The following is a 14050-nucleotide window of genomic DNA, read 5'->3' as shown; positions in this document are numbered from 1 at the left end:
GGTTCAACCTTTTTATAATTATTTTTCTACCGGAAGACTAATGCTTGATTGGTCTAAATCAACGGTTAAAATATAATTGCTATTGTCGCGGATAGTGTGTTCAAAGTCTGTAGTGTAGAGAAGAACACGTAAGTTATCGCCTTTTTTAAGTTTGTAGATGCTTGGTTGAAGAGTGAAATCAAGCGTCATCCATTCGTTTGGTTTAATGTCTTCGACAGTTAGCAAATCATTTCGGTTTTGAAGATTGAGAACACCTTTTGTGATGACACGTTCTTGTGTTTTGACAAATGGTAATTCTTTAAGTGCTTCACGTGAGAAGTTGCGGCCGTTATCGATAGCATGTAGAGCTCGATTGGTTGGAACGTCTTTGAAGCGTTTCTTCTGACCATAATCTAAAACTTGTGCTGACAAGAGACCTTTATTTTCACTGGATTTAAGTGTCAAATGCAATGTTACCTGACCATTGATGTGATAATCTTGGTTAACTGGAATATCAAGGCAAATGTTATTTGCTTTTCCTGCAAATAAGTCACTCTTGAATGTGCGGAAGTTTTTACTATAACGTTCATAGTCATCTTTGCCATAATGGTTGTCAATGATTTGAAGGTCTTTTCCAAGAGGCAATGTTTCTTGGTTAGCACTACCAAATTGTGTCAAGCTGCTTGTCCATGTTTGTTCTTGACTATTGTCTTGCCAAATCAGAGTTGGTAAATCAAAGTAATTATCTTGATTCAACATTTTTTGACAAAGCAAAGCATTCATGCTTTCTCTAAAATCAATGGATTGCCAATTATGCATGTAAACATGTTCGCCATTGTGAAGAAAGGCATGTTTTTCAACAGAGCTTGGCAAGGCGTTAAAAATATTGAAAACGTGACGTGGTTTAACGTTCCAGTCTTGAAGACCGTGTGTGTAAACGCAAGTAGTTTTCACTTTATCAGCATGAAGAAGATAGTTACGGTCATGCCAGAATTGATTGTAGTCACCTGATTGACGATCTAATTGAGCTGATTGCTCATCGAGAAGCTCTTGATAATGTGTGTTATTACGAAGATAATCACCTGATAACAAATTACGTGAATAAGTCAATTCAGTTAAAACATCAAGATCTTCACCAGGATAACCGCCAGGACTGCAGATAAGTCCATTTTCACGGTAGTAGTCGTACCAAGATGAAATGGCTGATTCTGCAATGATGACTTTTAGCCCTTCTACACCCGTTGTCGCAAGGGCAGTTGACATGGTACCGAGATAAGATTTACCAGTGGTACAAACGAGTCCATTCGACCAGCCTGCAAGTACCTTTTGGTCACGGCGATGACTAGAAAAGGCAATTGCTTTCCCATTTAACCAGTCAATAACAGCTTTGAAGCTTTCGACTTGAGCATAATCACCGCTAGTCATAAAGCCGTTTGAACCTGCTGTTCCCACACCGGAAACGTAGATGTTAGCAAAGCCACGAGCTAAGAAATAATCATTTAGAGTATAAGGATCGATAAAGTTGAAGCTTTCTTCGGCCTCCCCTACTGGAAGATCTAAGTCAGGAGTTGCTAATGATTCGAAGTCACGTGTTTCGACCTCAATCTTACCAGCAGGTTTGACAGCTAAGTCACCTTCCATTTTGTAAAGTTTCTTATCGTTAGCAACGATATTTGTTCCTTCGTGGTAAGGACTAGCTGTCATCATAGTTGGCACTTGATGGCTGGTATTTGGACGAATGATATTGACCTTAATTAAATCTAATTGACCATCTTGGTCAGTATCAAGTGGTGATTGGACGTAGACAACTTCTCGGATTAAGTCACTTGTATCAAAAGTTGCTAAAGATTTTCCATTGAAGAAGTGGTAGTCATTGTCAACAGGAATAAGTCCTTTACTAATTAAATCATCAAGTAACGTCATACCATTTTTTTGACGGCTAACAAGAAGGTGGTAAAGAGCTTCAATAATGTGTCCCTTTTGGTAATTAATCGGAAAGGCAATTTTTTCTAGGAAGTCATTTGTATCTGTAAAATCAACATGTGGTGTAAATCCAAGTAATTGAAGGGCAATGGTATAAAAAATATCTGCCGTTAGAGGACGATCAGATTGGAAGAATGTTAATAAATCCGTCTCAAAATCAGCAATGAGATTATGAAGTGGATAGTCCGTATCTTTATAATTAAAGAAAATCTTACGGCAGAAGTGCTCCAAAGCCTCCTTGTCAGATTGACGCTTGTTGAGCTCAAATCCAAGAGCTTGTAATTCTTGTTCACAAGCATCGGCAGGCCTTGGTATGTAAGAGAATTGATTGTATTTCATGAAAATTTCTCCTTCTAAAAGTAAACGTTTTTATTTTACAGATAACCTTTACATTATCTATTATACTTGATAAAATGTTAGTTGTCTAAACTATATTTTTTTTGGAGGAAATAAAAAGACATGGACTTTTCATGGACTGTGAAATATATCACAGAATTTATTGGAACAGCTCTTCTTATCATCCTTGGTAACGGTGCTGTTGCAAACGTTGATCTTAAAGGTACAAAAGGACACAACTCAGGTTGGGTTATCATCGCTCTTGGTTATGGTTTTGGTGTTATGATGCCAGCTCTTATGTTTGGTAACGTATCAGGTAACCACATCAACCCTGCTTTCACAATTGCACTTGCAGTTTCAGGTATGTTTGAATGGTCACACGTTGCTCAATACATCATCGCTCAAGTACTTGGTGCAATGTTTGGTCAATTACTTGTTGTTATGGTTCACAAACCATACTACCTTCAAACTGAAAACCCAAATGCTATCCTTGGATCATTCTCAACTATTTCAGCTGTTGACGATGGTACAAAAGACAGCCACAAAGCTGCATGGGTTAATGGTTTCTTGAATGAGTTCCTTGGATCATTTGTACTTTTCTTTGGTGCAATGGCTCTTACTAAAAACTACTTCGGTGCACAATTGATTTCTCAATTGACTGCTGCAGGTTATGATGCTTCTACAGCTGCAACTCAAGTTGCTCCTTACACTACAGGTTCACTTGCTGTTGCTCACATGGGGATCGGATTCCTTGTTATGACACTTGTAACTTCACTTGGTGGTCCTACAGGTCCTGGTCTTAACCCTGCACGTGACCTTGGTCCACGTATCGTCCATGCTTTGCTTCCAAAATCAATTCTTGGTGAACACAAAGGCGATTCTAAATGGTGGTATTCATGGGTACCAGTTGTAGCTCCAATCCTTGCTGGTGTTGCTGCGGTTGCCTTGTTCAAATTCTTATACCTATAAGATAATAAATCAGAAAAGAACCTTCGGGTTCTTTTTATTATGGCTTCAAGCCAGTTTTTCTCGAAGAGAAAAACAAGAAAACCACCAGCTAAGCTGGTGGCTGACAAGGCTTTGAGCTTCTATTTCTTTTTCCTGATATAATCTAATTGTTCAGGTTAGAAAAAAGAAAGGAAAAAGAAATGGCAAAAAACAGTTACAGTTTATCACACACAAAATGGATGTGCAAATATCACATAGTATTCACACCCAAATATCGTAGAAAATCCATTTACTATACAATTAGACAAGACTTAATAGGTATTTTCCGTCACCTATGTCAATATAAAGGAGTTGAGATAATAGAAGGGCATATGATGTCAAATCACGTTCATATGCTTGTTTTAATTTCACCAAAACTTGCGATTTCGGATTTTATGGGATATTTAAAAAGTGCTTTGATGATATTTGATAAGCATGCAAATTTAAAATATAAATACGGAAATCGTAAGCTTTGGGCTAGGGGATATTACGTAAGTACTGTTGGACTAAACGAACAAACTGTAGCGAAGTATATTCGCGAACAGGAGAAAGATGACATAGCTTTGGATAAGTTAAGTGTAAAAGAGTATGAAGATCTATTTTCCGATGGAGGATTTAGAACACGATAAAAGCCCGTTGTTACGGGCGATAGTCAAGTAATAGAAGCATGACCTGAACAACGTTCAGCGAGCGTCTTTAGACGCTGCTGGAGATTAACGGCTTATAGCCGGTGTACAAGCCACCCGTTTTCACGGGTGGTTATGACTAATAGAGGAGAGCATAATTTCTTGTCAAACTGACTATTTTTTTCTAAAATAGAAAAGACCCGGTCCTTATTTTTGTAAGAACTTGTATAACATAATCTAACAAAAAACACTGTGAGGAGACAATTATGACTTTATTTAACGGAGTCACGTTTAGGTATCCCGTTTTACGTATTAATAATCGTGATCATAACATCGATTTTTACCAAAAATTAGGTTTTAAATTAGTAAATGAAGAAAATGCAATCGCTGTATTTTCGACGAAACACCGAAATGCTCGTTTCGTTATTGAAGAATCGCCAGCGCCTGATACTCGTGCGGTTCAAGGTGACAAAAAGGTTAATAAAATCGTCGTTAAAATCCCTAAAGCAAATGAAATTGAAGCTATTTTAGGAAATGGCATTGACGTTGAACGACTTTTCAAAGGTAAACGTGGTTATGCTTTTGAGACAGTGTCTCCAGAAGGTGATCTTTTCCTTATACATTCAGAAGATGATATTCAAGAATTAACAGAAATTGAAAAACAAACTTTCCCTGAAAATGATGACTTAGAGGAAGTATCTGAATTTCATTTTGAAAGTTTGACCCTTAATGTTGCTGACAAAGCTGGTACACAAGCCTTTTATCAAGATGTCTTTGCTGGTAAATTACCATTAGAGCTCAACTTTGAACAAGGCAAAGGTGCAGACCTAACTGTTGATCCTTTGACAACATGGGATTTGGAAATTCTAGAATTTAAAGTGCCTGAGAACTATGATTTGAAAGCTTTGGCAGACTATCTTGAAGCTAAGGGACAATCTATTTATCTAGATAAAAAAGAAAGTGTCCTAGTTCTTTCTGATCCTAGTCAAGTTGAAATTTGGTTTATCAAATGACAGATTTGTTAGACATTATTAACGATCAAATCAATCGCAATATTTATCATGGAGCTAGTATAGCTCTTTTTAAAGGTAATCATTGGACAGAACGGTACATTGGTACAATTGATGGTGAGACTGCTGTTTCTCCTGGATTGATTTATGATTTAGCATCTGTTTCTAAGGTTGTTGGTGTTGGAACTGTTATTATCTCGCTTATCTCTGAGGGAAAATTGGATATTGATGCTCCTTTGAAGCAGTACTATCCTGATTTTCATGAATCTAAATTAACACTTCGTCAGCTTTTGACGCACAGTAGTGGGATTAACCCGTTTATCCCAAATCGTGATTCACTTAATGCTAAAGAGCTAAAAGAAGCGATTAATCACATTACGGTAGAAGATAAAAAGAATTTCTTGTATACAGATATCAACTTTTTACTGCTCGGTTTTATGCTGGAAAACTATTTTGGTAAATCTCTGGCTGACATTTTTCAGGAACAGGTTTTTGGACCATTTGGTATGACAAAGACAGGCTTTGGACCAGTTAAGGGTGCTGTACCAACGGTAGCTGGAATTGATGATGGCATGGTTCATGATCCTAAGGCTAAAGTGTTAGGTTGTCACTCTGGTTCTGCTGGTCTATTTTCGAATGTGATCGACCTTGAAAAACTTTGTCAACATTATCTGATTGATGATTTTTCACGTGATATTTGGCAAAATTTTAGTTATGCTAATAAAGAACGTTCTCTTGCATGGAATAAAGAAGGGGATTGGCTTGACCACACGGGGTATACGGGAACTTATGTGGCCATTAATCGAAAAGAACAGAAAGCTGCTATTTTCTTGACTAATCGTACATATTCTTACGATGATCGACCTCTTTGGATTGAGGAACGAAAGAAAATTTCTAATTGGATTCAGGAAAATTTTTAAAAAGATTGCTATTTTTATGAAAACGTTTTACTTTTTTCTCGGCTTTTTTAGCGTGAAAGTGCTATAATGAAGGTAACCAGAGAAAAGGAGGACAAAGTTATGGCAGATGTACTTACTGTTGTTTTTGATGTTGAAAGTGAAGCATACCAAGCATTTTCAGAATTAAAAGCCTTTAAGCAAGATAGCCACACTCAGATTGCTCAGATTGCATTGGTTGAGAATGAAAATGGTAAAATCACAATCAAGGATTCTATCGATTTTGATGATGCTAGCCGTGAATATGCAACGATTGGTGGAATTGTCGGTGGTTTGATTGGTATCTTGAGTGGACCAATTGGTGTTATTATTGGTTATGGTATCGGAAGTCTCGCTGGTGCGGCAAGCGGTAGTATGAACGATTCTAGTGATAATAACTTAATCGAAGAAGTCACAACTAAATTGCTTGATGGCGATGTGGCGGTTATTGCTTTGGTTCGTGAAGAAGACGAAAGTGTATTGAACCATGTCTTTGCTCCTTATAAGACGAATATTATGCGTTGGGATGCTGTGGCTTTAGCTCATGAAGTAGAACTTGCCGGTCAAGTTCAGGATGAACTTTTTGATAAAGTTCAAGAAGACATGAATGAACGTCGTGTTAACCACTTGAAAGAACAAGGAAGCGATATTGCAGAAGCTATTAAAGCGAAATTCCGTCGCTTAAAAGGAAAAGAGTAATAGAAAAAGCAGTCAGTTCTATTCATCTCTAAACAGTGATAAAAAAACTCTCTTGAGCAAAATCAAGAGAGTTTTTATTTGATTTAAAGTGTTTTTTCATGCTGATATGCATGATACCAGCTTCTTCAAATTCATCACCAAAACAGGTGAAATGAAGTTTATCATAGAATCCTTTTGCAGTTAATTGGGCGTGAAGTATCATTTCTTTAAAGCCTTGCTGTTTACAAAAAGTGATGACCTCTTCTAGAAGGTGTTTTCCAAAATGCTTTCCTTGTTGGTCGGGAAGAACAGCCATACGCTGCAAGGTGGCTTTGCTGTGGTCTTGATTTGGCAAAATACGGCAAGTAGCGACAGCATTTCCTAAGTCATTATAAAGAACAAAATGCAGGCAATAAGCTTCGTTTTCATCAATTTCAGGAGATAAAGGAACACCTTGTCCTTTTACAAAAACGATTTGACGGATTTTCATGGCATCCAAGTAGGTATCTGAAAGTGTGTTTCTGGTTTGTTTGATTTTCATAGCTCTATTTTAAGGACAAAAAAAGACTCTGTCAACTGACAAAGTCTTTTTCGATATTTATTATTTAGCAGCAACAGTTTCAGCAACGTCATCCATTGAAAGAACTTCGTGGAAGACGCGTTGTGTCAATTCTGTCTTTTGTTCTTTTGTAAGGTATTTAGTGTTTACACAGTAACCTGAGATACGAACGATAACATCTTCACCATTCATAATCTTGTCATAAACATCTTTAAGGTCCATGACGTTCAAGTTAACGTGTTGTCCACCGTTTTCGAAGTAACCATCAAGGATAGTTACCAAGTTATCAACTTGTTCATCAAATGTCTTACCAAGAGCACGTGGAGAAACTTGAGTTGTAAGTGAAATACCATCTGCAGCATATGAGAAGTCAAGGCTTGCAAGTGAGTTAAGGTTTTGCAACCAACCACCACGAGCTTTGTTAGATGGGTTAGCACCTGGTGAGAAGAATTCAAGTTTAGAAAGGTTCACAGTACCATCTTCGTTAAGGTAAACACCTTTGTGAACTGGAGAGTTACCAGTTTGTTTAGAGTAGGCAACGTTTGAAGTGATTGTAAGAAGTGATACAGTAGCTTCAGCATTTTTGTAAAGTTTGTGGCTACGAAGACGAGTAGTGTATGCTTCTACCAACCATTCAGCCAATTCGTTTGAACGAGGGTCATCTTCACCCCAACGAGGGAAGTCACCGATTGTTTCGTAATCGTAGATGTAGCCATCTTCATCACGGATTGGTTTAACAGTAGCGTACTTGATTGCTGACAATGTATCAACAGTATTAGCAAAGCCACAAATACCGAATCCCATGTTAGCACGTTGTTTAGTTGGTAAGAAGGCCATTTGAACAGCTTCGTAGTTGTATTTATCAGTCATGTAGTGAATGATGTTAAGAGCATCTACGTAAGTTGAAGTCAACCAATCAAGTGATTTTTCAAAGTTAGCTTTTACAGTTTCAAAGTCGAGGACTTCATCACGAACTGGTTCGATATCAAAGACTTTGTAATCTTTATGAACATCGTCATAACCACCGTTCAAACCAGTAAGAAGAGCTTTAAGAACGTTAACACGAGCACCAAAGTATTGGATGTTGTGGCGTTGTTCTTCATTTTCTGGGTCAAGTGGTGATACACAACATGAGATACATGACATTTCACCATAACCATCTTTAGCCATTGTTGTCACACCTTCGTATTGAATTGAAGAGTGTTTGTGTGACATTTTCATACAGTAACGACGGAATGAATATGGCAATTTGTCAGTCCAAAGTACTGTCAAGTTAGGTTCTGGAGCATTACCGATATTGTCCAAAGTGTTCAAGAAACGGTAGTCCATTTTAGTAACACGGTGACGACCGTCAGCCCCCATACCTGCCATAGAAGTTGTAATGAATGTTGGGTCACCTGAGTAAAGTTCGTCGTAAGCTTTAGTACGAGCAAATTTTACAGTACGAAGTTTCAATACGAAATCATCAACAAATTCTTGAATTTCAGATTCTGTAAATGTACCACGAGCAAGGTCGCGTTCAGCAAAGATATCAAGAACGATTGGCACACGTCCAAGAGAAGTAGCGGCACCATTGACAACACGGCAGACCGCCATGAAAGCAATGTTAACCCACTGAATAGCTTCTTTAACGTTCATGGCTGGTTTACGAACATCAAGTCCATAAAGGTCACCAAGTTTAACCACTTCACCAAGAGCTTGGTATTGCATGTTTACTTCTTCGCGAAGACGAATTGATTCTTCATCGATTTCAGTAATAGCGTTCCAGTCGTTAACTTTTTCTTGCATCAAGTAGTCAGCTCCGTAAAGAGCAAGACGAGCATAGACACCGATGATACGTCCACGAGAGTAAGCATCTGGAAGACCAGTTACTGTGTGAGCGTGACGTGCTCGGCGGATATTAGATGTATAAGCGCGGAAGATTCCGTCATTTACTGTAGTAGAGTATTTTGTGAAAATTTCATGAACAGCAGGATCAGGTTCATAACCATGTTCTTTAAGTGCTGTTTCTGCCATACGGATACCACCTTTTGGCATGAAATTCAATTTGAACAACTCATCATTTTGAATACCGTAGATTAATTCATCGTCTTTTGAAATATAGCCGGCAGGAATATCTGCGATTGATGTTGGACGAGTGTCCATTGGGAAACGAGTTGCTTCGTATTTAGCTTTAGTATCTTCAATAATTTTTTTGATTTTAAGAGAGCGTTCAGTAGCTGGTGCTAAGAAGCTTTCATCACCATCATAAGGTGTGTAGTTAGCTTGAACGAAGCGAGAAACGCTGGCTTTTTCTTTCCAGTCAGTACCTTTAAAGCCTTCCCAGGCTTTTTCAAAAACATCTGCATTTGTTTTAACAGTCGCCATAATGAGATTTCTCCTTAAATTCTAGTAACAGGTCATCTGTTACATTTACAAGTATAAGTTTATCATAAAGGAAGCGTTTTCCCAAGCAAAAAAATTGGAAAAAACAAGAATCTTTTCTAGTACAGTTTCAGAAACAAGGAGAACTGTACTAGAAATTTGTAAGCTTTGATTGAAAGCAATGAAAATTGTTATAATAGAGTCAGAAAGGACTGGATGATGCTTATTTTTCCATTAATTAATGATACTTCTCGAAAAATTATTCATATTGATATGGATGCTTTCTTTGCGTCAGTGGAAGAAAGAGATAATCCAGACCTCAAAGGAAAGCCTGTGATTATTGGTTCTGATCCACGTAAGACAGGTGGGCGTGGTGTCGTATCAACATGCAATTATGAAGCCAGAAAATTTGGCGTTCATTCTGCCATGTCTTCAAAAGAGGCTTACGAACGTTGTCCTCAAGCTATCTTTATTTCTGGTAATTATCAGAAATACCGAGAAATAGGAATGCAAATTCGTGAGATTTTCAGACGTTATACGGATTTAGTAGAACCTATGTCTATTGATGAGGCTTACTTAGATGTTACTGAAAACAAACGTGGCATCAAATCAGCGATTAAAATCGCCAAAATGATTCAATATGATATTTGGCAAGAAGTTCACCTGACTTGTTCAGCAGGTGTCTCTTATAACAAATTTTTAGCTAAACTAGCTTCGGATTTTGATAAACCGAAAGGTTTAACCTTGATATTGCCAGAAGATGCGCAGGATTTCTTGAAAAAATTACCAATTGAAAAATTTCATGGTGTGGGTAAGAAATCAGTTGAAAAATTACATCAACTAGGTGTTTTTACAGGTGCGGACCTGCTAGAAATTCCAGAGATGACTTTGATTGATCATTTCGGACGTTTCGGTTATGATTTGTACCGCAAAGCGCGTGGTATTTCAAATTCTCCTGTAAAACCCAATCGTATTCGAAAATCTATTGGGAGTGAGCGCACCTATAGTAAATTGCTTTACGACGATGCTGATATTAAGTCTGAGATTTCAAAAAATACCCGTCGAGTTGTAGACAGCCTGACACGAAACAATAAAGTTGGCCGAACTGTCGTTTTGAAGGTTCGATATGCGGATTTTTCAACCTTAACCAAGCGTAAAACGCTAGATGATGTCACCAATGATTTTGATGTGATTGATCAAGCTGCTCATGCGATATTTGACAGCTTAGAAGAATCAAAAGCTGGTGTGCGTCTTCTGGGGGTTACTATCACTGGATTAGAAGATAATATTCGTCCGTTAAATCTTTTTAAAAATTAAAATACCGTCTTAGTAGTTGCTGAGACGGTATTCGTTTCAAAAAGCTTAGTTATTATCACTTTCAGAATCGTCAGCATTATCTTTGTCTAGTAATTGTGCGGCTTTGTTGTAGACATAGCCATAAAGTACTAGGAAGACAAGTGGTAGAATAAGACTAAATGGTGAAAGTGTTGCACCAAGGTAAATTGCAAAAGCAAAAGATGCAAGATTGTAAACAACAGTATAAATCAAGGCAATGCGGTAAGGTGATAAACTTGGAGCATTGTCTTTGATTTTTGCTAAGTTTTTAAATGCTAAAACAGCGACAACAATGTTAACAACAAGAGCAATAATAGCAATGATGACATTGCCAATATTAGCAGAAGCTTCAACAATTTTGTATGTTTCAGCATCAAGTTGTTCTTTTAGCTTGTCGAGGTTATTAACCAAGACAAAATGGCTAATAACAGAGTAGACTTTAGCTAAGGCTGCAAGAACATTTACCCAAGCGATGAAAAGCGTCCAAGAACGCAAAGATTGACGAATTTTTTCATAAGAAACCATTTCAAACCTCCTAAAAACAATGGTAATCCTATTATGATAGTACAGATATTATAACACAATTTCCTTATATGTAAACACTTTTCTGTCAAGAGATGTAATATCTGAAAATCCTTTATTTTCAAGGATTAAATCGTTTTAATCCTCGAAATGTTTCAAGTATAAAGTTATTTTATCATCTGAAAATTTATATTTATACAAAATAAGTGTATAAGAAAAGTTAGGAAATTCTATCAATAGTTTCCCTAACTTTTAGCTATTAGTTTTTGAAAAATTGGTTAATATCCTCTTGTGTGATGCCAATCATTGGATCGATGAAGGGGAGGTTTTCTTCTGTTAGACGATAGTCTTTGACTTGTTCTGGTTCAGATGTGTCATCTTCAAAATCAAGGCTGAGTTGAACAGCATCTTCACTTATTTCTTCTTTTATGTGAGGAGTAGAAGCGATTGTCTTGTCTTTTTTTGCTACATTTTGGATTTCTGTCGTCTCGCTGAGAACCTTAGTTGTTTCAGTCTCATCAGGTTCTGTATCAGTTGCTGTGAAGCGTTGAACGAGATAAGTATTTCGCTTAGCGCCTTCGTTTTTGATGGCGTAGTCAAAAGCGGCAATTTCGCCTAACATAACTAATTTACTTTTAGAACGGGTGATTGCAGTATAAATGAGGTTACGCTGAAGAAGGCGATGGCTTTGACGAGTAATAGGGAGGATGACAACTTGAAATTCACTCCCTTGGGATTTGTGAATAGACATGGCGTAAGCTAGCGTGATTTTGTGCCATTCATTACGAGGGTAAATGACTTCTGTCCCATCAAAAGACATGTAAAGTTCATCTTGTTTGGACTCAGTGTATTTAGCTGGAATCAAGTCAGTGATGTAGCCAATATCGCCGTTGAACACATTAAGCTCAGCATCGTTAATCAAGTGTAGAACTTTATCTCCCTTACGGAAATTCATCTCACCAAATGTAAAAGACAATTGATCGCCAAGTGGATTGAGTAAATCCTGAATAATGGTATTGAGTCGGTTAATACCAGCGGCTCCTCGATACATTGGGGCAAGAATTTGAATTTCTTGGGGACTAATACCACTTTTAATAGCTGCGCTGACAATCTTTGGAATCATTTCAGGAATGTACTGAGCGCCAGCTTCAAAATAAGAACGGTCAGCTTTTTTCTGCGTAAAATCAGCTGGCAAAATTCCTTGTCTCATCTGGTTAGCTAGGCTAACAATAGTGGAATCTTCTGATTGTCTGAAAATTTTGGTTAGGGCGATTTGCGGTAATGATTTGATTTTTAGTAAATCAGCTAAAACCTGACCGGGCCCTACAGATGGCAACTGGTCACTGTCACCAACGATAATGACTTGAGTATTTGATGAAATCGAGCTAAATAGTTGGTTAGCTAGCCAGGTATCCACCATTGAAAATTCGTCAATGATAATCAAATCACAGTCAAGATAATCATCCATAGCTTGGTAATCATTATCGCCATTTAGACCAAGATGACGGTGAATTGTGGCACTTGGTAGCCCAGTGAGTTCATTCATGCGACGGGCAGCACGACCTGTCGGTGCAGCAAGAACGATAGGAATATCTTTCTTATCTAAATCTATCCCGTGAAGATCAGCATAAGCCGCAATTAAGCCATTGATAACAGTTGTTTTACCTGTACCAGGACCACCTGTCAAAATGAAAACTTTGCTTTGAAGCGCTTCTTTGATGGCGTTCTTTTGAACTGAATCGTAGCTAATTCCAAAAGTGTCCTCGATTTCGGCAATTTCTTCTTGCAAGTCTTCTTCTGAGAATTGTTTAGCCAGTGGTGTGTCCAGGATACGTGTTAGATTTTTTTTGATGCCTGCTTCAGCATAAAAAAGAGTGTTGTCAAAAATCTTTGTACCAATATTTTGCACCTTATCTTCAGCGATGAGGGTTGATAATTCTTGAGCAACAGCTGCTGGATCTAGTTCAATCTGACGAGCTTCTTCAAGAATGGTGATCGCATTTTCTAGTAAATCACGCGCTTCAACATAAGTATCCCCGTTTTCAATGGATAATTCAAATAAGGTATGAACAAGCGCTGCGCGAAAACGTTGCGGAGCATCCGCTTCAATGCCTAATTGCTCAGCTAGTTGGTCAGCAATTTTAAATCCAATCCCTTGAATATCTTCGACTAGTTGATAAGGATTTTCTTGGATAATATCAAGACTGTCTTCCTTATAGTGGTTAAAAATATCAAAAGCAACGCGGTTGGTTAAACCGTATTCTGCGAGTTTTGATAGGATTTGTTCGGTACCGTAGTTGAGTTTTAATTTGGCAACAAAATTATCACGGTTTTCTTTAGAGAGCCCTGAAATACTTTCAAGTTTACTTGGGTCTTCTAAAATTTTATCGATAGTATCGTCACCGTAGAGTTGGACGATTTTTTCTGCTGTTTTTTTACCAATCCCTTTAAAATGTTCGCTTGAAAAATACTTGATTAAGCCTGATGATGTTGGTTTTGAGCGCTCATAACGTGTGACTTTGAGCTGTTCCCCATATTTTGGATGTTGGGTTAATTCGCCCCAAAAAGTATAATTTTCGCCTTCAATGATTTCAGCTATTGTCCCGGTAACAATAATCTCAAAATCATCGAAGTCAGAATCAGTATCTTCAATTTCGAGTAATATGATTTTAAAAAAGTTACTGGCATTTTCAAAAATAATACGGTCAACGATGCCAGAAAAGAAGTATTCCATAA

The 14050-nt window shown here is 37.6% G+C and carries 10 protein-coding genes and 1 pseudogene; 6 read left to right on the top strand and 5 right to left on the bottom strand.

The window, feature by feature from the left end:
- Window positions 1-18 precede the first annotated feature (18 nt).
- A complete protein-coding gene (locus JG537_RS02685) occupies window positions 19-2301 on the bottom strand; it encodes a Xaa-Pro dipeptidyl-peptidase (protein ID WP_199543282.1) in 2283 nt (760 codons plus the stop codon).
- A gap of 120 nt (window positions 2302-2421) precedes the next feature.
- Here JG537_RS02685 and gla point away from each other — a divergent pair, with 120 nt between their 5' ends.
- From gla to JG537_RS02660, 5 genes are all read left to right on the top strand, one after another.
- A complete protein-coding gene (gene gla, locus JG537_RS02680; RefSeq protein WP_132869189.1) occupies window positions 2422-3267 on the top strand; it encodes an aquaglyceroporin Gla in 846 nt (281 codons plus the stop codon).
- A 179-nt stretch (window positions 3268-3446) separates the two neighbouring features.
- Entirely contained in the window at window positions 3447-3914 is a 468-nt protein-coding gene (gene tnpA / locus JG537_RS02675; RefSeq protein ID WP_199543269.1) for an IS200/IS605 family transposase, read from the top strand.
- A 263-nt stretch (window positions 3915-4177) separates the two neighbouring features.
- The gene (locus tag JG537_RS02670) at window positions 4178-4924 is read left to right on the top strand and encodes a CppA family protein (protein ID WP_199543261.1); all 747 of its coding nucleotides are present in this window, start codon (window positions 4178-4180) and stop codon (window positions 4922-4924) included.
- On the top strand, window positions 4921-5841 hold the full coding sequence (locus tag JG537_RS02665; protein WP_199543258.1) for a serine hydrolase domain-containing protein: 921 nt from the start codon (window positions 4921-4923) through the stop codon (window positions 5839-5841). Before JG537_RS02670 ends, JG537_RS02665 begins: the two co-directional genes overlap by 4 nt.
- Window positions 5842-5940: 99 nt before the next feature.
- Window positions 5941-6555, top strand: coding sequence for a DUF1269 domain-containing protein (locus JG537_RS02660; RefSeq protein WP_199543255.1), 615 nt, complete (start codon window positions 5941-5943; stop codon window positions 6553-6555).
- A gap of 28 nt (window positions 6556-6583) precedes the next feature.
- Here the strand turns inward: JG537_RS02660 and JG537_RS02655 are convergent, their stop codons facing one another.
- Window positions 6584-7075, bottom strand: coding sequence for a GNAT family N-acetyltransferase (locus JG537_RS02655; protein ID WP_199543252.1), 492 nt, complete (start codon window positions 7073-7075; stop codon window positions 6584-6586).
- Window positions 7076-7135: 60 nt separating this feature from the next.
- On the bottom strand, window positions 7136-9460 hold the full coding sequence (gene pflB, locus JG537_RS02650; protein ID WP_132869486.1) for a formate C-acetyltransferase: 2325 nt from the start codon (window positions 9458-9460) through the stop codon (window positions 7136-7138).
- Window positions 9461-9676: 216 nt separating this feature from the next.
- On the opposite strand from pflB, the gene dinB reads away from it, so the two are divergent.
- Window positions 9677-10774, top strand: coding sequence for a DNA polymerase IV (gene dinB, locus JG537_RS02645; RefSeq protein ID WP_132869489.1), 1098 nt, complete (start codon window positions 9677-9679; stop codon window positions 10772-10774).
- A 45-nt stretch (window positions 10775-10819) separates the two neighbouring features.
- Here dinB and JG537_RS02640 read toward each other — a convergent pair whose 3' ends face one another.
- Window positions 10820-11317 carry a hypothetical protein gene (locus JG537_RS02640; RefSeq protein ID WP_132869487.1) on the bottom strand — a complete coding sequence of 166 codons (498 nt, stop codon included), beginning with the start codon at window positions 11315-11317 and terminating at the stop codon, window positions 10820-10822.
- A gap of 538 nt (window positions 11318-11855) precedes the next feature.
- A pseudogene (gene recD2, locus JG537_RS02635) lies at window positions 11856-14048 on the bottom strand (SF1B family DNA helicase RecD2); the annotation flags it as partial.
- Between the last annotated feature and the right edge of the window lie 2 nt (window positions 14049-14050).

The organism is Streptococcus vicugnae (assembly GCF_016461705.1).
Taxonomy (GTDB): Bacteria; Bacillota; Bacilli; order Lactobacillales; family Streptococcaceae; genus Streptococcus; species Streptococcus vicugnae.
Note: the sequence above shows the minus strand (reverse complement) of the source record. Positions and strands in the feature narration are given on the sequence as shown.

Bases quoted from the DNA above. Each gene is read 5' to 3' on its own strand.
- JG537_RS02685 (WP_199543282.1), bottom strand. From the start codon at position 2,301: ATGAAATACAATCAATTCTCTTACATACCAAGGCCTGCCGATGCTTGT.
- gla (WP_132869189.1), top strand. From the start codon at position 2,422: ATGGACTTTTCATGGACTGTGAAATATATCACAGAATTTATTGGAACA.
- tnpA (WP_199543269.1), top strand. From the start codon at position 3,447: ATGGCAAAAAACAGTTACAGTTTATCACACACAAAATGGATGTGCAAA.
- JG537_RS02670 (WP_199543261.1), top strand. From the start codon at position 4,178: ATGACTTTATTTAACGGAGTCACGTTTAGGTATCCCGTTTTACGTATT.
- JG537_RS02665 (WP_199543258.1), top strand. From the start codon at position 4,921: ATGACAGATTTGTTAGACATTATTAACGATCAAATCAATCGCAATATT.
- JG537_RS02660 (WP_199543255.1), top strand. From the start codon at position 5,941: ATGGCAGATGTACTTACTGTTGTTTTTGATGTTGAAAGTGAAGCATAC.
- JG537_RS02655 (WP_199543252.1), bottom strand. From the start codon at position 7,075: ATGAAAATCAAACAAACCAGAAACACACTTTCAGATACCTACTTGGAT.
- pflB (WP_132869486.1), bottom strand. From the start codon at position 9,460: ATGGCGACTGTTAAAACAAATGCAGATGTTTTTGAAAAAGCCTGGGAA.
- dinB (WP_132869489.1), top strand. From the start codon at position 9,677: ATGCTTATTTTTCCATTAATTAATGATACTTCTCGAAAAATTATTCAT.
- JG537_RS02640 (WP_132869487.1), bottom strand. From the start codon at position 11,317: ATGGTTTCTTATGAAAAAATTCGTCAATCTTTGCGTTCTTGGACGCTT.